Raw genomic sequence first — 20,189 nt, 5'->3', positions numbered from 1 at the left:
CCATTGCCTTGGCGGATAGGACTTAGGTCTGATCGGGCCGTCATCAAAAGTCCGATGGACATCGATAAAGATGGCATGGCATTGACCGGTCGCCCGAAGGCATTAGTTTACCGGCTCACGTCGACCGATGTGCGGCTACTTTGTTGTGCGGATAATTCCGAGATTTCTCTTGCGTGCCAGTGATCTGATCAAACGATGGAACGCGCAGCCGCTGGCAAGACAGTTCCTGCTGATCGGCGGCATCGTCGCAACGTCTGCCATGCTGGTGGTCGGTGCTTTCGTCACCAGCCTGATAGAAGATGCCGTTACGCGGAACTCGGCAGCGACAACTGCACTCTACGTCGATAGCGTGATCGCGCCGCTCTTGCCCGACATGCAGACGACGCAGGTTCTTGACGACACCGTTGCGCGCGCGCTCAACGAGACGCTTGGACAGGGGGCTCTCGGAAACCGGCTGCTTGCATTTCGCCTGTGGCGCTCGGACGGCACCATTCTCTACTCGAACGAAGAGAACATGGTCGGAAGGCGTTTCGAGCTGAGCGATGAATTGAGAACGGCGTTCGACGGCAAGATGGTGGCCCAGTTCAAGCCGGTTGACGAGTCCGTGGACGAGACGAACCAACCGGCGAGCGAGCCGCTGCTTGAAATCTACAATCCGGTGCTTCAACCGTGGTCCGGACAGGTCGTCGCCGTTTCGGAATTCCATGAATTTGCCCATGATTTCGAGCTCAGCCTGACCCAGGCCCGTTTTCTTACCTGGCTGGCCGTCGCCGGCTTCACGCTTGCCTTTTTCATTATGCTTTCGGCGATCGTCATGCGCGGCAGCAGAACCATCGAAAAACAGCGCCATGCCCTTCGGCAGCGCGTGGACGAGCTTTCGGCGCTGCTTGCGCAAAACGAGTCCCTGCGTGGACGCCTGCAGCACGCTTCGCAACGCGCAACAGCCTTGAACGAGAACATGTTGCGACGGATCGGCGCCGACTTGCATGACGGCCCGGCGCAGCTTGTCGCGTTCGCCTCGTTGCGGCTGGACAGCAATGCATTGGTCAGTCCTTCGACTGCGGAAGAAATACGCGAACGGGAAATCGCGGCCATCAAGGCAAGCCTCGACGAAGCGATGAACGAGATCAGGACAATATGCAGCGGCCTGGTCCTGCCGCAGATCGAAACGGCTGGCCTGCCAGAGCTCCTCGGACGTGTCGTACGCGCCCATGAACAGCGAACCGGATCGACTGTGGACCTGTCGTTGTCCAATCCGCCCGAGCACCTTTCTCCGTCTGCGAAGATATGCATATACCGCTTCGTGCAAGAAACGCTCAACAATGCCTACCGCCACGGTGGCGGCATCAGGCAACGTGTAAGGCAGACTACGGAAGGCGATCGGGTCTGCATCGCGGTCGCGGACGGCGGAGCTGGTTTTGATCCCAAAGCCATAAGACCCACGAGCCTCGGCCTCGCGGGCCTGAGGGAACGGATAGAGAGCCTGGGCGGCACATTCGAAATCGACGGCGCCGCCCCCGGCACGGTTGTTAGAATGTCACTCGGCATCGGGGAGGTTGAACAGGCATGACTGCAGCAATACGCGTGGCGGTGATCGACGATCATCCTCTATTCAGAGAGGGCGTGACGAGAAGCCTTTCGGAGATCGACGGGTTTGAGATCGTCGCAGAGGGAAGCTCACGCGACGACGCGCTCAGGATCGCGGAGAACCTGTCTCCAGACGTCATGCTGCTGGACATCTCCATGCCGGGAGGCGGATTGAACGCCGTTCCGCTTATCCTTGAAATCGTGCCGCTGCAGAAGATCGTGATGCTCACCGTTTCCGAAGCCGGCGACGATGTCACGGCGGCGCTTAAAGGCGGCGCCAAGGGTTATGTCCTGAAGGGGATCGGATCGAGGGCGCTGGCGGATGTCATACGGATGGTGGCTTCCGGGGAGAGCTATGTCGCTCCGACACTCTCTGCCAAGTTGCTCTCGAGCAATTCGCCCGCTCCTGCGAGCAAATCCGACCTCATCGCCGACTTGACCCCGCGCGAGCACGAGGTTCTGCGCCTCGTGGCCTCCGGCATGAGCAACAAGCAGGTCGCAAGAAAGCTCGATCTCCAGGAGAAGACCGTCAAGCACCACATGACGCAGATCATGACGAAACTTGGCGTCGCCAACCGCACCGAGGCGGCGATGGTGCTGCGCGACGCGCTCGACGGCCGCCTCTAGAGCTCTTCAGGGTTAAATGGAAACAGTTCTGTTGGCTCAAACGGAGTCGGATGGTCGACCGGCCGGCGTAGCCAAAGCATACGTCCAAGCCGGCCGGCCGATCAGGCGGCCCGTTTCAGCCAACCCGGAGGGCCGGGTATCTTTCCGCCTGGCTCAGAGGCGATCGGCTCGGACGTACATCCGGGTACGCCCTTCGCCATCGCCTCTGCCCTGACGAAAACCTGCTCCGGCAGAACTGCTTCCATTTAACCCTGAAAGGCTCTGATCATTGGAGCTACGCAGTTCGGGACGGAAAACCGTTGCACGCTTTTCCCGGAATTGCTTTAGTCAACGAGGGCTTGAAGCCGCTTTTCATCTGCCGAGGTTGCTCGCCGGTTCACGATCGTGCGCCCGCGCGAATCCTTCATGATGTAGCGGCCGTTCCTGACTTCCTCGCTTATTCCGTCGGTATGGCGAACCCTCAAGGCCGATCCGCTGTCTTGAACCGTGGTGCTCTTTTCGCTCAACCCCGTCGAACTGTTGTTTGACCGGCTGTTGCTCGAGCCCCCTCCCTTTCCATTGCCATTTCCGCCGCCGTTCCCGTTGCCGCCTCGGTTGCCACTCCCACCCCCGCTGCCATTGCCGCTGTTGCCGTTTCTCGCCAGGGCGGATTGGGGGCCGATCTCAAGCGTTGAGCCGGACATCGTGATCTTGCAGGGAAGGCCCGCGGCGGCGAAGCCTATCGTCGCGGTGCATAAGGCCGTAATAAACTTTCGACGCGTGATCACTTCAGCCATTCAGTAAACGTCCATTTGCGCCCGCCGGACCGTGGCAAGCAACCATGCGCGGGCGGCAATGACAGTCTCATCTCCGATCCCGGAACCACCGTTGAGGCGCCATGTCAGCGCACGGCATAAAACTCGCTCGGCAAGACCAGGAATCTTTGCACATGGTTCATTCCCGCCGTCAACTCTCAGCTCCTGTAAGCCCGGGCATCCCGGACTTTTACCCCGGTGCGGCCGGACGTTCGTCCGATCCGTTTAGGACCAAGGTCTGAGGGCTATTATGGCACTTCCTGCAGTTCATCAGTAGCGGAATCGGGTCCGGCGCCTCGAACCATATGCCGCATAGGCGATGCCGGCGTGAGCCGGCATGCCCGTCAAGCGAAGATCGAACAGACTTCCATCGCCGGATTGTTGCCATCTGTTTTCTGGAAATGGCAGAAAAGAGCACGCACGGTCGAGCGATTCACACCGGCGAGGTGACACGCTTATTTTCAGGACTGGAGCTGATGATGTATCCGAAGTCTGCAAGCCCGGTCCTGGCGAGCTTGGCCTTGGCAGGTCTCGTCCTGGCGAGTTGCCAAAACGACCTGGCGATGGTAGCGGACGCTGCTTTCACAAAGCCGCCAAGGCCGCCGATCGAACAGCAGCCCAACGCCGAGCAGCCGACGCCCGCGCCTGCGCAGCCCGTCGACAATGTCGCACCAAAGCCCGCCTGTGACGCCGACGTGCAGGCCAAGTTGAAGGCACCCGGGACAAACGTTGTTTCGCTCGATTGCAGCGTCCGCCTGTCATCGACAGATGTCATCACGCATCCACTCATCTTCGAAGGAGCAGCCGCTTCCGGAGCGGTACTCGATTGCGGCGGAGGCACGCTCGACGTCAGTGCCGGCACGTCCCGGCAGCAGAAAACAGCGGTGGTCGTCCGCTCCAGCAAAGTCAGCTCCGGCGCCTGGTCGGCACCGTCCAACGTCACGATCCGCAACTGCAGGATCGACGGGTTCGTTCGCATTTATGGGCTCGACGAGAACGCCAACGGCGCGATCATGAAAGCATCGTCACTGAGCGCCAATCATACGGCATTTGCGCAAGCGTCGGCCCCGAACAACGTCCGGCTAGAAAATGTGACTTTCAATGCGCCCGACGGCATACCTCTTTACATCGGACCCGGCGTGACTGGGGCCGCCCTCGTCGACTCCCGAGTAAACGGCAAATCGACGTCCGTCGCGGTTTATCTCGACGCCGAATCCGCCAACAACACGATCAGCAACAACGTCTTCGGAATCTCGACAGAAAGCCGGGAACTGATCGCCATCGACGGCTCGGCCAACAACAGGATTGTCAACAACACCTTCGAACACCCCGAGAACGGCGGAATATTCGTCTATCGCAACTGCGGCGAAGGTGGCGTCATCCGCCATCAAAAACCGCAGTTCAATCAGATCACCGGCAATACATTCCGGTATGGATCGGCTTTCCTGACCCAGCCGGCTGTCTGGCTGAACTCCCGCAAGGGCAACCGCAGCTACTGCTCCGACGAGCCGGCTTCTCCATTCGGCAGCAGCGCCAGCAATCTTGATTTCGCGCAGCACAATATCGTCCGCGATAACAAGCTCGTGGGTGGCTCTGAAAGCCTTATCCGCAATGATGATCCGACGAACGATGTTGGGGCGAATGCGGTGACGGGCGGATGACGATCGTTAGAGAGCGCTGGGGCGTGACTTGAAAGAGCATTGCCGACAACACGTGGCTGATCGGTCCGCTGCGGTCTGGGTAACGACTGACCTTGCCCCGTTGAAATAATCCATTGTGAAGTAAGCTCTGGCCCATTGAGAGGACCAGAGGATGAAGCGAAAGCGTTTCACGGACGAACAGATTATCGGCATTCTGAAAGATCGCGACGCGGTCATGCCGGTCTCGGAACTTTGCCGCAAGCACGGCGTCAGCGATGGCAGCATCTATCGGTGGAAAGCCAAATTCGGCGACATGGACGTGTCCGAGGCCAAGCGACTGAAGACGCTGAAGGACGAAAACACGAAGCTAAAGCGGCTTCTGGCGCATGCGATGCTCGACAAATGGCGCTTTACCTCGCACACGCCGACGACCGCCTGAAGGATCTTCACCGCTTTTGCGAGCCTCGACATGACGCCGCTATTGAACACGGCATAGTCGAGTCCCGGCGGCAGCAGGTCGCCGCCGCTCTGCCCCCAGTGCGAGCGACGATAGATGTCCTCTGCCTCCTCCCGGCTCATCGCCTTCACCTGATCGGCCACGTCGCGGTGCGCTGCCAGCGTATGCGTCACGCCTTATTTGGCCGGGCCGCGCCGGTCCGAGCTGCGATTTGAATAGCCGCCCTCATCCCCGAACGTGAGTCGAGGGGCGACGGGAAGAGTCTCCCGAGCCATATGGTTCACCTTGTTGTTGGAAAGGAAAAACCCCACTCGATGGCGGGGCTTCAGGAGGTTCTTATCGCATCTCGATTGAATCGTCTGGTTTGACGATTATCCTCTTCGGTGAATATCTGGGGAAGCCACCAGCAATGCGCTGCTCGATCATATCGATGCATCGTTGCGGCGAAGACCAGTCGACACCTTGTAGTATCGCTGGGCCGCAATCCCACCATCTAGACTCCAAGAGACGCCCTATCATTTCCTCGCTGAATCGATGTCGAATAATTCGAGCCGGGATGCCGCCTACGATGGCATAGGGCGGGACATCCTTCGTCACCACCGCCCTCGCGGCCACAATCGCGCCATCACCGATCGTCACCCCGCGAGAGATATAGGCCCCATCCCCAATCCAAACGTCGTTTCCGATTTTCACCCGAGAAGACCGTGGCTCCAGTTGAGCGTTAGCCGCCTTCCTGCCTTCGCTTATTTGTTCCGGAGTCCATCCGAATTCTTCGAAAAGCTCTGGCCATTGCTTGTCCCACTGGCCGTTGAACATCGAATGAGTGCCAAGCATGCCGGTTGCGTGCTCGGCCGCACCGGTTGTGACGTTTGGTGCGATAGAGCAAAACCGACCAATGCTTTCGACGTGCCGGAAGACCGTCGACCGACAGCCGAGATATGTGAACGCTCCCACGCGCCATACGTCAAAGGCACCGCCCCGGAACTGGATAAACGGCTCCAGGGTTATGGGGTCCCGTTTATATCCGAAGCCAAATCGGGTGTCTCTTGGCTGCCCCATGAACGATATTTTGTGCCGCTTGAGCACAGAAACCAATTCCTCTTTCATTTCCCCTCGTCCCACAAAAGAATTGCGAATGGCGTATAAGAATCGGCGCGCCAAAACAATGATTGTTCCTCGACGCGTCGATTTTCGACATCCTTCAGCGGGATCCTTAAAATTTGAGAGGTTGACTCTGCGGCCCCGTTGTCCAATAGCGACAACTCCAACCGATGGGGGTCAATCATGTTTCATGCGCAGCCAGCCGGCGCAGAACTGCCTGCGGCCGACACGGAAGAGCCGGCACGGGTAAAATCCATTCTCGGCGCGAGCGGGCTAAAGAAATTCAGCGCTGCAGATATCGTCACACCCAGCGATATCACGATGGTCATCTGCCTTCGCGCGCATGAGGGCAATCATTGGGTCATGGAGCGCCTTCGCCTGATCCGCTCCTATTACGACCCAATGCCCAGGGTGCTGGTCCTTGATTTCGGATCCCCGGAGCCTTTTGCTTCTGAGATTTCCACGATCTGCGCGTTGAACGGACTGGACTATTTCCACGAACCGGACACCGACACCTATTCGCCAGCCGCCGCTCACAACCGCGGCTTTGAGAAATGCGAAACGGATCTGGTGTTTTTCTGCGACGCGGACTGCTTTGGTCCGGCAGACATGTTCGCGAGAATGGCAAGCATCGCCACATCGCTGAAGATGAAGTCAATCATCGACACGCCCTTGGTTCTGCCTGTCTACCATCTCAATGAGGCCGACACTCAGTCCTTCTTCGATATCGAGGATATGCCGCACCGCTCCCGTCTCCTGGATGCGATGGCCTTCTACTCTCCCTTGGCGGAATTTCGCAAGGAAGAGAACTTTTTCATCGCGCCGTATTCGAACATCTTCCTGATTAACAGGCGCATGTTCTCTCTGACTGGCGGCTATGATGAAAGATTCCGCGGCCACGGATCAGAGGATTTCGAGTTCCTGACCCGCCTTGGTCTCTACATCAAGAACCTACCGACGCCGCTGGACCTCACCAAGGATCATCTTGGCCCGCTGCGTGAAGGCTTCTTCAGTTCGCGCCCTTACAGCGGCTTCCGTCGTTTCCTTGAGGCGCTGTCCAAGCCCGCCGAAAACCTCGGTCTCCGTGTCTTTCATCTCTATCATGAGCGATCGAAGAGCGAAGACTGGGGCTCGCAAAACGACTGGAAACGCGAGCGCATGAACGAAGCGTTCGAAGTCTATGTGGAGTCGGAGCATAACCTGCTCCAGGTCGATTTCCTGGCTCGCGAGAAAACCGTCGTTTGCCTCTGCAAGCACCTTGACCAGTGGGGCTATTACACGCCACTTCGCGCCGCTGGTTATCGCCTCCACCCCGTCTTCGATACAGAGCCAAAGACGATTGCCGCGATAACCGCCGGCCTCATCTCGGGTGAATATTCGGCCCTTTCCATCTTCAACCCGTACATGAAGAGCCACGCGCAGTTTAAGCAGGTGGTTATGCTGGCTAGAGAGCTTGGCCGCGACGTGATCGTGATCGAGCGCGGCGCCCTCCCCGGCACGATCTATTATGACGAGGATGTCGCCTACAATTCCCCAAGTTTCTATGAGGAGCGATTCCTGCAGGAGCAGTTCTCCGAGGAGGAGATCGAAGGCGCTCGCGCGTATATCGAGGATCTAAAGGCCGGCGACAACACGCTTGAACAGATGGACGACTATGCGACGACCAAGCGCAAGCTTTCCGCCTTGGCTTCCTTAAAGATCCCCGTCTGCCTTATTCCGCTACAGCTCCACGATGACATGGCAGTTACCATGTTCATCAAGGGTGACCAGCAGTATCCGGAGTTTTCTGCGAGCCTTTCCGACACGATCGACGCAAACCCGGACATTGTATTTGTCGTTAAGCCGCATCCGCTCTCGAAGCTCGACCACCTGACGCAGAAGCCGAACCTGATCCTGGCCTCGCGAGAGGACAATATCCATTGCCTGCTCGACATCGCCTCGTTCACGGTCTGCTACAACTCCGGCGTCGGTCTCCTTTCCATCCTCCACCAAACGCCGACCGCAACACTAGGGAACGCGTTCTACAACATGGCAGGCGCTGGCTGCCGCGCCTCGTCGGTTCAGGATGCGATCGATATGTTCAAGGCCGGGAACCTAACGCCCGCGCCTTCGGATCTCATTGAACGTCTCGCAGCGTGGTTTATCTTCCGCCGCTATTCGCAGTTTGTCGCGACCGACAGCATCGCCGAATTCAAAGAACGGAAGGCACACGGATACAAGGATATCCTTGTCAGCCATTTCCGATGGAACGGCCTTGATCTGCCTCTCGGTCGCCAGCGCAGTTTTGTGCGGTACAGCCAGCGTGGTTATGCCTGGTCTCAGCTTGGCGCGAAGGCTGCTTCGCGGCACTCCCATTCGATGTATTACGAATGGGGAATCTCTCACTATGCCGCCGGCAACTTTGCCGCGGCGGCCAAAGACTTCACCGAAGCATTCAAGAGAGAAACGTCGAAGCCGAATATACTCAGATATGCCGCAGAAGCGCATTGGCGCAGCGGAAACAGGAAGGCGGCTCTGGCTGCTTTGACAGAGGCGGCGAAACGGTTGCCGGGGAACAAGGCCGTAAGGCTTCGTCTCCTGACTATGCAATTCCCGCCGCTTCGGTTTATCATCGGGGGTAACGAGATGAAGATCCCAAAGAACTGACTGCGTAAGTGAAGACTGGCGTCGGGTTATGCTAAGGCATTCTCGGAGATGCGCAATCTGTTGATCGATATCGTTGCTCCCGTTATCCTCCGCATCAGCAGTAATCGCGATGTCGTAGGTTTCAGGGCGGGGCGTCCAATCCATTTGTTCAGCAACTCGACCACAGATTGGTCAGGCGCATTTTCTATCCGTTCGGGGAACTGACGTGAGCCATGTTTTCACCCACTTTCGCGTTGTCGGCGCCCTTCTGGTCAGGGAGATGTCGACGCGCTTCGGCTCAAAGCCAGGCGGCTATATCTGGGCGCTGCTCGACCCCGCTGCTCACATCCTCCTCATGACCTTCATCTTCCGGGCGATCGCCCGCGCTCCTGCACTCGGTACGAGTTTCGCCCTGTTTTTCGCAACGGGCTATATCGCCTTTCAGTTCTATCAGGCGATGACCAGCTACCTGAACAGCGCCGTGCGGGCTAACAGGGCGCTGCTCAGTTATCCCAACGTGGCCCCGATCGACACGGTCGTTGCACGCTTCGTCCTCCAGGTAGGGACAACGACGCTCGTGGCTTTCATCGTTCTCGGCACGATCGTCGCGACCATGCGGGTGGATACGAGCCTGCACTGGCCGGCGATCCTTGAGGCGGTGGCGATGGCGTGCGTTTGCGGCCTCGGCGTGGCGATGATCAACAGCGTGCTGTTTCTGAAATACCCGCTCTACGAGCAGGTATTCAATATCGTCAACCGCCCGCTCTTCCTCATATCAGGGGTATTCTTCCTGCCTGATTCGATTCCCGCGCCCTATCATGACCTCGTGTTGCTCAACCCTCTGGTTCACATGATCATGGGCTTCCGCCAGGGCTTCTATCCGGAGTACAGGGCAATAGGCCTCGACATGGAATACCTCTATGGATTCGCATTTCTGACATTGTTTGCCGGAATGCTTGTGTTCACCTTTTCGTCAAAGACGCTGAGAAACGAATGATCCGGTTCGAGCAGGCCACAAAATATGCCCGCACCAAGGGCATTAAGAAGCCGATCATCGAAGACGTTTCCCTCACGATGAACCGGGGGAAGAGCGTTGGTCTGCTTGGCCGCAACGGCGCCGGCAAATCGACGCTTTTGAGGCTGATCGCTGGCGCGATCAAGCTCGACAAGGGGCGAATCATCCGGCGCGGCAAGATCTCCTGGCCGCTCGGCTTTCAGGGAAGCTTCCAGGGCTCGATGACCGGCGAACAGAATGTGCGCTTCGTCGCACGCATTTATGGCGTCGATACGGAGCAACTCATCGATTACGTGGAGGACTTCGCCGAACTCGGTCCGTTCTTCAAGGCGCCTGTCGGCACCTATTCCTCCGGCATGAAGGCGCGGCTCGCCTTCGGCTTGAGCATGGGCGTCAACTTCGATTATTATCTCGTCGACGAGATTACTGCCGTCGGTGACACAAATTTTAAGAAAAAATGCCAGGCTGTCTTTGAGACCAAGCTCCAGGACTCCGATCTGATAATGGTTTCACACAGCACGGGAACGATCCGCACCTATTGCGATTGCGGTGTGGTGCTGGAAAAAGGCAAGCTGACTTATTATGAAGATATCGAGGACGCGATCCGCGCGCACGATAAAAACATGAAGGAAAGTTAAATGGCGGCCAGCAAAGACGCGGCAGTGAACAAGCCTGATTCCGCGCAGGCCGCCGACAAGGCCGAAGCATCCGCCAAAAGCAAGGGCATTGCGGTCCTGGAAGGACTGCTCGGCAAGGAGAGCGCGCCAGTCATTCCCCTGCCAGGGCGGCGCAATAAGATCGAGCCCGCCAAGAAGGCGCATTGGACGGCTCGCTGGCTGAAGAAGCTGCGCTGGCGCCACGCCATTATCGGCGCATCCTTCCTGGGACTTGTTGCCGTCCCGGCTACGCTCGCTTCGCTCTACATGGCTTTTATTGCAACCGACCAATATCACAGCTCTGCGTCCTTCGCCGTGCGCAGTATCGAGGGCGGCGTTTCCTCCGATATCCTCGGCATGTTCACACAAGCCTCCGGCGCCAGCACTGTCTCCGACAGCTATATCCTCATGGATTATATCCTGAGCGAGCGTATGGTTGCGGCCGCCGACCGAAAGTTCAAGCTGGAGGATGTCTACGCCACCCGAGGCCTCGACTATTTCTATGGCATCGGCTCCGCGCTACCGATCGAGGACAAACTCGACTATTGGCACGATATGGTTGACGTCAGTTTCGACCACGCCTCCGGCATTATGCAGGTGACCGTAAAGGCTTTCGATCCAAAGCAGGCGCAGGAGATCGCCCAGTTCATCGTCGGCCAGGCCGACAGCCTCGTGAACAGCCTGTCGCTTTCGGCACGCAACGACGTGTTGCGGGCGGCGCAGGACGAGGTCCTGGCGGGCGAAGCACGGCTGTCAAAGGCGCGGGCCGGGTTGCGCGACTATCGCGACAAATCGCAGGAAATCAGCCCGGAGGAGGGCGCGAAGCTCGCTGTTCAGCTTATCGGTTCCTTGGAACAGCAGCTGACGCAGCTGAACGCCGATCTCGCCACTGCGAAGAGCCAGATGAGCGAGGACACGCCGCGCATCCGTGTGCTGAAAACGCGGATCGAAAGCCTGGAGCAGCAGCTCGCCGTCGAGCGCCAGCGACTCGGCACAGGCGAAAGAAGCCCGACCGCGGGCGAACCCAATTCACCGGACGTCGCAGGCCGCATCGCTCAGTTCGAGGAATTGGAGACCGAGCGCGAATTCGCCGAGCGCGCCTACACGGCAGCGTTGGCCTCCCTTGAAAAGGCGCGCATCGACGCGAACAACCGGCAGCGCTACCTCGCTCTCTTCATCGAGCCCACCCTCTCGGAATTGGCGCAATATCCAAACCGCCTTCTGAACGCGTTTCTCGTCACTCTTGGGCTCTTGTTTGCTTGGGGAATTGGGGTGATGAGCTATTACAACATTCGTGATCGGGCTTAACTCCTGCATGGAACCGCTGGCCGAGCTTGCGTGCGGGATTTCATCCATGTCAAAGATCTTGTCGAGGCACATCTAAAGCCTAAGCGCGGTTATTATGCATCCTTAAGCTCATCCAAGAAAATCTCTGATCAGTTGAAGACTACGCCATGTCCACTGCATTCGTATTCGGCTTGAGCCCGTGGAAAGCCTTCATAAGAAGCTGGCTTCCAGAACTAAAAATATACTGTCGCAATCGATCGATTTCATGGCTCGAATTCCACGCATTTTGGGTTCCCAGAATATTAGTATCAGAACACCCCAAAATATACGTTTGGGGCTATAAGCATCCGCCATTCATCGAGCAATTCTGTGAGAGACGCAATGTTCCGTTAATCAGAATCGAAGACGGCTTCATCCGCTCGGTAGCGTTGGGGGCCACCAAGGCGCCACCACTATCGCTTTGCTTCGATTCACCTGTTCTCTACTATGATGCAAGTGCTGCTTCGCGCTTGGAGCAAATTCTCGAACACCACGATTTTTCGGCCGATCCCAACCTTATCCTTCGCGCGCGCACCGGAATAAGCCGTTTGATCAGCACCAGGTTGAGCAAATACAACACGTCTGCGGACGTCGACATCGAACACATCTATGGCCCAAAAGACCGCAAACGCATACTTGTCCTGGGCCAGGTTGAGGACGACATGTCCATTCTCAAGGGCTGTCAGCGGCGGATGGATAACAACGACCTCGTGCGAGCCGCAGCCCAGGAGAATCCGGAAGCGCAGATAATCTACAAGCCTCATCCGGAAATATTGCATGGCACGCGACCGGCCCGATCACGACCTGATGCAGTCAAATCGATTGCGCAAGTGCTCGAGCAAGACATTAGCTTGGCCGATGCGTTCCAAACGATTGATCATGTTTACACGCTGACGTCGCTCTCGGGGTTTGAGGCGCTGATCAGGGGAATACCGGTAACGTGCTTTGGCATGCCGTTTTACGCCGGCTGGGGACTTACGGATGATCGACAGACGTGCCGACGCAGATCGGCGAGGCGCAGCGTTGAGGAAGTCTTTGCCGCCGCATATATTCTATACCCAAAGTACTTCCATCCACAGCAAAAGAGGGCTCTTACCTTCGAAGAGGCATTAGAACTTCTCTACACTATGAAAAGGGCCACGTCTGCGTAGCTGCACAATCGCAAGCCGGGTCTTCTCGAGGGACGACTGGCTTCGGAAGACTAATCCTCTTGCAAACTTCCGTCACAACGTCCCTCGGACGGGCCTGAGGTAGGAACTGTTCTAACGTAACCAGGCAATCTGGCGGCTTTTGCCGGAATGAATTCAGCCCGGATGAAGCATAATATCTCGGTCGTTACAGCCGGTCTTCCCTGATCTCTCGCATCGACGTCGTCAGCAGCGCCAGGCCGGCCACGAAGCACACGACCGCGAATTCGACGACATAGCCCTTGTCCAGTCCTTCGGCGCGGTACTCCGGGTAGATGCTACTCCGAAACCACATGATGATATGCACCAGCGGATTATAGAGAATATAGTCCCTGAAGGGATTTGGCAGGTTCTCCGGCAGGAAGAAAACACCAGAAATCATGAAGAGCGGACGGCTGATAATGCCGAAAATCTGTTCGTAGAGCGAAAAACGAGCGAACATCACGATGTTGATGGTGCCGATGCTGAGACCGAGCACCGCGGCTGCTCCCGCTGCCTCCATCATACCGGCGACGTTCATTGGTTGGGTAACGTCGCTAAGTTCCACGATCATCAAGAAGATCACCCCAGTCACTAGGGCATCCGTCATGAACTGGAGAATGAAGCGCGAGACGATAGCATCGAACGGCGAGACAACTGGATAGGAGAGCAACGCCTTGTTCCCCTTCATCGTGCCGGCCATGAAGGAAGACATACGCTGGTAAAAGGTGAAGGGGAGATAACCGCTCGCGAAAAACAGCGGGAAGCTCAAGCCCAGCGCCGGCATGCGGGCGATCGCCTGAAAGATCACCGTCATCATCGCGACATGCGCCACCGGGTCGAAGATCGCCCAGAGATAGCCGCCCGGCTTCGAACCGTAGCGCGTCGACATTTCGCGCACGATCAGTGCCGCAGTCACTCTCAAATGTTGCTCGATGAGCTTCACGTCTCGCCTCGATGGTCTGCGAAATGGGCTTCGGGCCGGCATATTCCACAAACGGCGCTTCCTGGCAAATCTTTGGCAGACGCGAAAGCGCAGCGGCCTTCCCACAAAAAAGACCGCCTTGACCATTTTCGCTCGAGGCGGACCAGGAGCCGCTTCGGTCAGATAGGCGCTGGTGACATCGAACTGTCCTGAACGCGTCCGCCACTGGCCATTGAATTTCGCGACACAATCGCAGAGCGGGTCCTGGTACCTGGCCGTCTCGACGATCAGTCCCGATCGCATGCGCGAGAGTACATCCGCATAGTCGGCTTCGCCTGCGAGGTTTCGCATCTCGCCCGGATCGCTGTCTAGATCGTAGAGTTCATCCATATCGCCCGGCGAGAAGATGTATTTGAAGTTGTCGTGCGACACGAGTATGCGCTGCGAATAAAGGAAGCGCAGGCCGTGATACTGGGCAAGCAGATAGTCCCTGCCCTGCTGGCTCGTCGCAAGCACCTGCGCCGAGCGATCCTCCGCCTGCCGAGGGGCGTAGCTGACGCCAAGCAAGGATAGGGCCGTCGTCAGGATGTCCGTGTTGAGTGCCAGTGCGTCCCGCCTGCCGCTCGGCAACGATGGATGGCTGAAGACCAGCGGCACCCGCATGGCCTCGCTGTAGGGCAAGCCTTTGTCGATGAGCCCGCCGTGCGCGCCGGTCATGTCGCCATGGTCCGACGTGAAGACCACAAGCGTATTTTCCGCCAGGCCGCTCTGATCGAGATAGTCGAGCAGCCGGCCGATCTCGTAGTCGAGCATGGCCACATGATCGCAGTAGTAGCCGATATGGGCGACGAGATCCTCTTCCGTTCTCGGATGGTTGCGATAGAAATCGTCCCGCTCGCGCTTAACGCGCCGCGGCTTGCCTGAAAGATCGTCCGAGATCAGGTGTGGCCCATGCGGATCCCAATATTGCACCGTGGCGAAGAAGGGTTCAGATCCGCCTGCCAGATCTTGCAGCATATCGATGATCTGGTTGGTCAGGAAATGGCAGGGCGTCGACGCCCGCGGGCCGCGCCATCGGCCGGCCGCCATGGTCTGCTCGTCGGGGTTGAAGTAGAGCTCCGGCTCGACGCGGTAGCTCAAACCGTTCGACGAGAGGTAATCCTGAAAAGCCTGGTCTTGACGATGTTGCCATAACCGGCCGGTGCGTCGCCCTCGAAACCGTAGTCACCCGGGCCTTTCTCCACGCCTACGTGCCATTTGCCGACAAAGCCGCAGCGATAGCCGGCGCGACGAAGATCATTGTGCAATAACCGCTCCGGCCGCGCCAGTTCGCGGGCGAGCGCATGACACATGTCGCAATTGGTGCCCATGCCGTGGGTGAACGCATAGTCTCCGGTAAGCATCGAGGCGCGACGGCGTACAGAGCGGCGAGGTTCAATAGGCCCGATCTAAGCTCACGCCGTTCTCGATCAACCGATCGAGGTTCGGGGTCTTAACCGGCACCGCCTTGCGCGGCCCAAGGCAGTCCCATCGAAGTTGATCGACGCCGATGAAGAGCAGGTTCTTCATGATCGAGATGCCCTCCCTATTCCCTTAGTCGAGGTCGTCGCGGATGCAGGCCTTGAAGTGTCCTTTCGCCGTTTCTCGGAGCGGCGGCACTATGCTGGCGCACGCCTCAACCGCGACCGGGCAACGGGTACGGAAGACGCAGCCGCTGGGAGGATTGGCCGGGCTTGGTATGTCGCCCTTGAGGATCTGCCGGTTGGGGCGTTGCGAAGGATCGGGCGACGGAACGGCCGAGAGAAGCGCGCGCGTATAGGGATGCTGCGGGCTGGCGTAGAGCTTCCGGCTGGGCGCCATTTCCATGATCCGCCCGAGATAGAGCACGATGACGGTATCGGCGACGTATTCGACCACCGCAAGATCATGCGCGATGAACAGCATGGTAAGGCCCAGGCGCGTCTGCAGGTCGCGCAGCAGGTTGACGATCTGCGCCTGGATCGAGACGTCGAGCGCCGAGACCGGTTCGTCGGCGACGATCAGCTCGGGCGCAAGCGTCAGCGCCCTTGCGATGCCGATCCGCTGGCGCTGACCGCCGGAAAACTCGTGCGCATAGCGGGAGATCGCGTCGGGCGGCAGGTCCACCGACGCGAGGTTCTTGGCGGCCTTGGCGATCCGGTCGGACTTGCTGCCGATGCGCTGAATATCCAGCCCTTCCGTGAGAATTTCACCGATGGTCATGCGCGGCGAGAGGCTCGCAAAGGGATCCTGGAAAATATACTGGACGCGCGCATGCAGGCGGCGAAGTTCGCGGCGGCTAAGGCTCGTCGTTTCGACTCCGTCGAAACGAATGCTGCCGGAGGTCGGCGGGATCAACTGCGCAACCATGCGGCCGATGGTGGTCTTGCCGCTTCCCGACTCCCCGACGAGGCCGACAACCTCCCCGCGTCTGATGTTGAACGAGACGTCCTGGACGGCACGGACGACCGGCCCGCGCCCGAATGCCACCGGGGCGAAATCTTTGGTCAGCCCGCTGACCTCAAGGAGCAATTCATCCGACATCGTTCAGATCTCCTGCCAGCGAATGCAGCGACTGAACTGGCCCTCGCCGGTTTCGACGAGTGGCGGGTAAGCCTGAGAGCAGGCCTCTATCCGATAAGGACAGCGCGGCGCGAACGGACAGCCCTCAGGCAGGTTCATGAGACTTGGAACCGATCCGGCGATGGTCGGCAGCGGCGTCCCCGCTTCCTTGAGACGCGTTGCTGTTCCAAGCCGCGGCACAGAGCGCATCAGCCCCTTGGTGTAGGGGTGGCGCGGATGGGCGAAGACCCGCGCCACGCTGCCGGTCTCGACGACCGAGCCGGCATACATGACGGCCACGCGATCGGCGATCTCGGCCACGACCCCGAGGTTATGGGTGACGAACAGCATGCCCATGCCGCGTTCCCGTTGCAGCTGGCCGAGCAGGTCGAGGATCTGCGCCTGGATGGTGACATCGAGGGCCGTTGTAGGCTCGTCGGCAATCAGCAGCGTCGGATTGCATGCCAGAGCCATGGCGATGGTTGCCCGTTGCCGCATGCCGCCCGACAATTCGTGCGGATATTGTCCGGCACGCCGGTGCGGGTCGGGAATGCCGACATCCTCCAGCCGCTGGATAGCATCTGCCAACGCCTCGCGACGGGACTTGCCGAGGTGAATGCGGATCGGCTCGGCAATCTGCTCACCGACAGTATAGACCGGATTGAGGCTGGTCAGTGGTTCTTGAAAGACCATACCGATATCGTTGCCGCGCACCCGGCGCAACGCTTCGCCGCCGATGCTCTGAAGTTCGACGACCTCGCCCGTCTTGCGCCTAAGGCGAACCGTTCCCGCGGCGATACGGCCGACGCCGCGCGGCAGGAGGCCCATGATCGACAGGCTCGTCACCGACTTTCCAGAGCCCGACTCGCCGACGAGTGCCACGGTTTCTCCCGTCGCTACGGTGAGATTGAGGTCGCGCACGGCGACGATCTCGCGATCGCCGATGTGAAAAACCGTGGTCAGTCCCGAAATCTCGAGGATCGGCACTACATTCATCATCAGTCCAGGAGGCCGGTTTGACGCAGGATGCGATCGATGATCGCGGCCTCTTCGTCATTAAGGGATCGTTGCGGACGGGCCATGATGTTGGTATCGATGACGCCGAGCCGACGCATGGCGGTCTTGAAGGCGCCCACACCCGCAGAACCGGCGCTCGTCCGCGGCAGACTGACCCAGACCATTTCGAAAAGCCGGCAAAGCCTCTCCTGTTCCTGGCGTGCGGCCGTGAAATCGCCCGCCTGACACAAATTCCACAGGCGGACGTAGCCGTGTGGGTCGACGTTTCCGAGGCCGGGCACGATGCCATGCGCTCCCATATTCACGACGCTGTCGGCGACGATTTCGGATCCGGTCATGACGAAGAAGTCGGCGAGATCGGCGGTGTCCGCCATGACGTAGCGAAGATTGCCGTCGTCACCGCTTGAATCCTTGAGACCGACGACGGTGCCTTCGCGCGCGAGTGTGACGGTGGTTTTCCGCTCGAGCTTTGTGCCGACGCAGACAGGAATATCGTAGGCGATCACCGGTATCTCGACCGCCTCCCGGATGTAGCGAAAGTGGTCGATGGTCTCGGACTGATTGGTACGCGTGTAGAAGGGGGCGGTCACGACGACCGCGTCGGCACCTGCCGACTGCGCCGCCCTTGCGTGGGCAATCACGCGCTCCGTCGTGGGATCGATCACTCCGACCAGGATCGGCACGCGACCGCGCACCCGCTCGACCGCATGTTCGATGATGCGCCGCCTTGTGGTTTCGTCGTGGAACACGACCTCGCTCGTCGAGCCGAGCACGAACAGGCCGTGCACGCCACCGTCGATGAGATGGTCGATGACACGCGTGAACGAAGGGTAATCCACCTCGAAGCTCGTGGTAAGCGGGGTGACGACAGGAGGGATGACGCCGGTAAAGAGAGGCATTTCAGACCTTTCACTTGAGTTCGGAGCGCGGGTCGAAGGCATCGCGAAGCCCATCGCCCACGAAGTTGATGGCAAGGACGGTTACGACGAGCGCCGCGCCGGGGAACATCCATTGCCAGGGATAATTTTCGAGGACATGCGTCGCGCGGGCGGCGTTCAGCATGTTGCCCCAGCTCGCTTCCGGTGGCGTGACGCCGAGGCCGAGGAAGGAAAGGCCTGCCTCCAGCAGGATACCGCTTGCCACCTGCAGCGTGGCATACACCACGAGAATATCGATCGTGTTGGGCAGGGCATGACGAACCAGCAGGTGCCAGAGGCCGGCGCCCATGCCGCGCGATGCGACGACGAAATCCCGCTCGCGCAGTTCCAAGAGGCGGGCCCGGACCATGCGCGAGAGCACCGGCCAAGACAGCAGCGAAATCACGAGGATCGTCGGCATGATGCCGCTACCGACGATCGAGGCGAGGACCAGGAGGAAAATGATTGGTGGCAGGGTCATGGCAAGGTCCACGAACCGCATCGTAGCACCATCAACGAGGCGCCCTCCGAAGCCGGCGACGGCGCCGATGAAGAAGCCGATGAACGTGGAAATCGCCATCGACGCAGTCGCAACGAGCAGCGAGATCCGGCCGCCCTGCATGAGCCGCGCCATGATATCCCGCCCCACGCCGTCGCTTCCAAGCCAGTGGGCTGACGACGGCCCTTGGTTCATCGCCAAGAGGTCGATGTCGTTGGGCTTGTAAGGCCACCAGAGATCATAGGTAAGGGTGAGCAGCAGGATCGGAATCAGGATGGCCGAACCGGCCACGGCCGCACCATTGTCGAGAAAGCGCGACATCGCGCGACGGATGGGGCCGGCCGAACGGGTCTTCGTCAGGCTCATCATCTTACGCCACCTTGATGCGCGGATCGACAGCGGCGTAGGCGATGTCGGTCAGCAAATTGACGAGAATGACGCATGCGCCGGTGAGCAGCGTCGCACACATGATGACCGGATAGTCGCGCCGGACCACAGCGTTGATCATCAGCAGGCCCATGCCCGGCCAGTCGAACACGCTCTCTATGAAGATGGCGCCCCCGATGGCGATACCGATCGTGGATCCGATCACCGTGATCACGGGCAACAGGGCATTGCGGACGGCATGCTTGACGATGACCCAGGACTCGCGAACGCCCTTGGCGCGCGCCGTCCGCACGTAATCCTGCGACAGCACCTCGAGCAGTGAGGAGCGCATATATCGCATGATCAGCGCACCATGGCCGATCGACAGCAGGGCGGCGGGCAGGATGAGATGTGCCAGCAGGTCGCTAACGGAGAAGGGAGCTCCCGGTGTCAGCATGCCGCCGGCCGGCACCCAGCGCAGGACGACCGCAAATACATAGAGCCCCAAGAGTGCCGTCAGGAAGGCCGGACTCGAAATCCCGACAAAGGCGGCCGTTGACAACGAGAGATCGGCGAACTGGTTGCGCCGGACCGCGGCAAGAATGCCGGCTGCGATCCCAACGACAACGGAGATGGCAAGCCCGCTGAACATCAAGAGGATCGTCGGTCCGATGCGCCCGAGGACGAGCGGCAGCACCGGTTCGCCGCCGCGCTGGATGGAATAGCCGAAATCTCCGGTCAGGGCCGCACCAAGCCAGGAGAAATACTGCACCGGCAGCGGCTGATCGAGGCCGAGGCGCGTGCGCAGCGCCACCAGGTCCGAGGCTGACATTGGGACCGACGGGTTGATGTAGGCATCGATAGGGTCGCCGGGCGTGAGCCGCAGCAGCG

The 20,189-nt window shown here is 59.2% G+C and carries 18 protein-coding genes and 3 pseudogenes; 9 read left to right on the top strand and 12 right to left on the bottom strand.

Annotated features, from left to right (window positions below; all coding sequences use genetic code 11):
• The first annotated feature begins 127 nt into the window (after positions 1-127).
• Both QN219_RS29175 and QN219_RS29170 read left to right on the top strand, forming a co-directional pair.
• Positions 128-1,570 carry a sensor histidine kinase gene (locus tag QN219_RS29175; RefSeq protein ID WP_284003844.1) on the top strand — a complete coding sequence of 481 codons (1,443 nt, stop codon included), beginning with the start codon at positions 128-130 and terminating at the stop codon, positions 1,568-1,570.
• Positions 1,567-2,214, top strand: a complete 648-nt coding sequence (locus tag QN219_RS29170; protein WP_284003842.1) for a response regulator transcription factor — start codon at positions 1,567-1,569, stop codon at positions 2,212-2,214. Before QN219_RS29175 ends, QN219_RS29170 begins: the two co-directional genes overlap by 4 nt.
• 323 nt (positions 2,215-2,537) lie before the next feature.
• On the opposite strand, the gene QN219_RS29165 is transcribed toward QN219_RS29170, so the two are convergent.
• The gene (locus QN219_RS29165; RefSeq protein ID WP_284003872.1) at positions 2,538-2,981 is read right to left on the bottom strand and encodes a hypothetical protein; all 444 of its coding nucleotides are present in this window, start codon (positions 2,979-2,981) and stop codon (positions 2,538-2,540) included.
• A 506-nt stretch (positions 2,982-3,487) separates the two neighbouring features.
• Here QN219_RS29165 and QN219_RS29160 point away from each other — a divergent pair.
• On the top strand, positions 3,488-4,669 hold the full coding sequence (locus QN219_RS29160; protein ID WP_284003840.1) for a NosD domain-containing protein: 1,182 nt from the start codon (positions 3,488-3,490) through the stop codon (positions 4,667-4,669).
• A gap of 151 nt (positions 4,670-4,820) precedes the next feature.
• A pseudogene (locus tag QN219_RS29155) lies at positions 4,821-5,048 on the top strand (transposase); the annotation flags it as partial.
• An 80-nt stretch (positions 5,049-5,128) separates the two neighbouring features.
• Here QN219_RS29155 and QN219_RS29150 read toward each other — a convergent pair.
• A pseudogene (locus QN219_RS29150) lies at positions 5,129-5,278 on the bottom strand (glycosyl hydrolase 108 family protein); the annotation flags it as partial.
• 163 nt (positions 5,279-5,441) lie between these two features.
• Complete coding sequence (locus tag QN219_RS29145) at positions 5,442-6,212, bottom strand: CatB-related O-acetyltransferase (protein WP_284003839.1); 771 nt, start codon at positions 6,210-6,212, stop codon at positions 5,442-5,444.
• Between the two features lie 177 nt (positions 6,213-6,389).
• Between QN219_RS29145 and QN219_RS29140 the strand changes: the two genes are divergently transcribed.
• The 5 genes from QN219_RS29140 (at position 6,390) to QN219_RS29120 (ending at position 12,979) form a co-directional block, all read left to right on the top strand.
• Positions 6,390-8,852: a glycosyltransferase gene (locus QN219_RS29140; RefSeq protein WP_284003838.1), complete on the top strand. Its 2,463-nt coding sequence runs from the start codon at positions 6,390-6,392 to the stop codon at positions 8,850-8,852.
• Between the two features lie 205 nt (positions 8,853-9,057).
• On the top strand, positions 9,058-9,828 hold the full coding sequence (locus QN219_RS29135; RefSeq protein ID WP_284003836.1) for an ABC transporter permease: 771 nt from the start codon (positions 9,058-9,060) through the stop codon (positions 9,826-9,828).
• Complete coding sequence (locus QN219_RS29130; RefSeq protein WP_284003835.1) at positions 9,825-10,484, top strand: ABC transporter ATP-binding protein; 660 nt, start codon at positions 9,825-9,827, stop codon at positions 10,482-10,484. The genes QN219_RS29135 and QN219_RS29130 overlap by 4 nt, the downstream gene beginning before the upstream one ends.
• Complete coding sequence (locus QN219_RS29125) at positions 10,485-11,810, top strand: RkpR, polysaccharide export protein (protein ID WP_284003833.1); 1,326 nt, start codon at positions 10,485-10,487, stop codon at positions 11,808-11,810.
• Positions 11,811-11,956: 146 nt separating this feature from the next.
• Positions 11,957-12,979, top strand: coding sequence for a capsular polysaccharide biosynthesis protein (locus tag QN219_RS29120; RefSeq protein ID WP_284003832.1), 1,023 nt, complete (start codon positions 11,957-11,959; stop codon positions 12,977-12,979).
• Between the two features lie 184 nt (positions 12,980-13,163).
• On the opposite strand, the gene QN219_RS29115 is transcribed toward QN219_RS29120, so the two are convergent.
• From QN219_RS29115 to QN219_RS29075, 9 genes and pseudogenes are all read right to left on the bottom strand, one after another.
• A complete protein-coding gene (locus tag QN219_RS29115) occupies positions 13,164-13,940 on the bottom strand; it encodes an ABC transporter permease (RefSeq protein ID WP_284003871.1) in 777 nt (258 codons plus the stop codon).
• 279 nt (positions 13,941-14,219) lie between these two features.
• Positions 14,220-15,008: pseudogene (locus QN219_RS29110) on the bottom strand (sulfatase-like hydrolase/transferase); the annotation flags it as partial.
• A gap of 47 nt (positions 15,009-15,055) precedes the next feature.
• Positions 15,056-15,322 (bottom strand): hypothetical protein, encoded by a 267-nt coding sequence (locus tag QN219_RS29105; RefSeq protein ID WP_405052281.1) that lies wholly within the window; start codon positions 15,320-15,322, stop codon positions 15,056-15,058.
• Between the two features lie 31 nt (positions 15,323-15,353).
• Positions 15,354-15,488: an alkaline phosphatase family protein gene (locus QN219_RS29100; protein ID WP_284003830.1), complete on the bottom strand. Its 135-nt coding sequence runs from the start codon at positions 15,486-15,488 to the stop codon at positions 15,354-15,356.
• 24 nt (positions 15,489-15,512) lie between these two features.
• The gene (locus tag QN219_RS29095) at positions 15,513-16,481 is read right to left on the bottom strand and encodes an ABC transporter ATP-binding protein (RefSeq protein WP_284003828.1); all 969 of its coding nucleotides are present in this window, start codon (positions 16,479-16,481) and stop codon (positions 15,513-15,515) included.
• A gap of 3 nt (positions 16,482-16,484) precedes the next feature.
• Positions 16,485-17,495: an ABC transporter ATP-binding protein gene (locus QN219_RS29090; RefSeq protein WP_284003826.1), complete on the bottom strand. Its 1,011-nt coding sequence runs from the start codon at positions 17,493-17,495 to the stop codon at positions 16,485-16,487.
• A 2-nt stretch (positions 17,496-17,497) separates the two neighbouring features.
• Positions 17,498-18,415: a dihydrodipicolinate synthase family protein gene (locus QN219_RS29085; protein WP_284003824.1), complete on the bottom strand. Its 918-nt coding sequence runs from the start codon at positions 18,413-18,415 to the stop codon at positions 17,498-17,500.
• 10 nt (positions 18,416-18,425) lie between these two features.
• Entirely contained in the window at positions 18,426-19,298 is an 873-nt protein-coding gene (locus tag QN219_RS29080) for an ABC transporter permease (RefSeq protein WP_405052282.1), read from the bottom strand.
• A 4-nt stretch (positions 19,299-19,302) separates the two neighbouring features.
• Complete coding sequence (locus QN219_RS29075) at positions 19,303-20,187, bottom strand: ABC transporter permease (protein ID WP_284003822.1); 885 nt, start codon at positions 20,185-20,187, stop codon at positions 19,303-19,305.
• Positions 20,188-20,189: the final 2 nt, after the last annotated feature.

The sequence above is a fragment of the Sinorhizobium sp. 8-89 genome (assembly GCF_030124325.1).
GTDB lineage: Bacteria > Pseudomonadota > Alphaproteobacteria > Rhizobiales > Rhizobiaceae > Sinorhizobium.
Note: the sequence above shows the minus strand (reverse complement) of the source record. Positions and strands in the feature narration are given on the sequence as shown.

Excerpts from the sequence above, each read along its gene's own strand:
- QN219_RS29175 (WP_284003844.1), top strand. The coding sequence starts at position 128 with ATGTGCGGCTACTTTGTTGTGCGGATAATTCCGAGATTTCTCTTGCGT.
- QN219_RS29170 (WP_284003842.1), top strand. The coding sequence starts at position 1,567 with ATGACTGCAGCAATACGCGTGGCGGTGATCGACGATCATCCTCTATTC.
- QN219_RS29160 (WP_284003840.1), top strand. The coding sequence starts at position 3,488 with ATGTATCCGAAGTCTGCAAGCCCGGTCCTGGCGAGCTTGGCCTTGGCA.
- QN219_RS29145 (WP_284003839.1), bottom strand. The coding sequence starts at position 6,212 with ATGAAAGAGGAATTGGTTTCTGTGCTCAAGCGGCACAAAATATCGTTC.
- QN219_RS29140 (WP_284003838.1), top strand. The coding sequence starts at position 6,390 with ATGTTTCATGCGCAGCCAGCCGGCGCAGAACTGCCTGCGGCCGACACG.
- QN219_RS29130 (WP_284003835.1), top strand. The coding sequence starts at position 9,825 with ATGATCCGGTTCGAGCAGGCCACAAAATATGCCCGCACCAAGGGCATT.
- QN219_RS29125 (WP_284003833.1), top strand. The coding sequence starts at position 10,485 with ATGGCGGCCAGCAAAGACGCGGCAGTGAACAAGCCTGATTCCGCGCAG.
- QN219_RS29120 (WP_284003832.1), top strand. The coding sequence starts at position 11,957 with ATGTCCACTGCATTCGTATTCGGCTTGAGCCCGTGGAAAGCCTTCATA.
- QN219_RS29105 (WP_405052281.1), bottom strand. The coding sequence starts at position 15,322 with ATGCTTACCGGAGACTATGCGTTCACCCACGGCATGGGCACCAATTGC.
- QN219_RS29100 (WP_284003830.1), bottom strand. The coding sequence starts at position 15,488 with ATGAAGAACCTGCTCTTCATCGGCGTCGATCAACTTCGATGGGACTGC.
- QN219_RS29095 (WP_284003828.1), bottom strand. The coding sequence starts at position 16,481 with ATGTCGGATGAATTGCTCCTTGAGGTCAGCGGGCTGACCAAAGATTTC.
- QN219_RS29090 (WP_284003826.1), bottom strand. The coding sequence starts at position 17,495 with ATGAATGTAGTGCCGATCCTCGAGATTTCGGGACTGACCACGGTTTTT.
- QN219_RS29085 (WP_284003824.1), bottom strand. The coding sequence starts at position 18,415 with ATGCCTCTCTTTACCGGCGTCATCCCTCCTGTCGTCACCCCGCTTACC.
- QN219_RS29080 (WP_405052282.1), bottom strand. The coding sequence starts at position 19,298 with ATGAGCCTGACGAAGACCCGTTCGGCCGGCCCCATCCGTCGCGCGATG.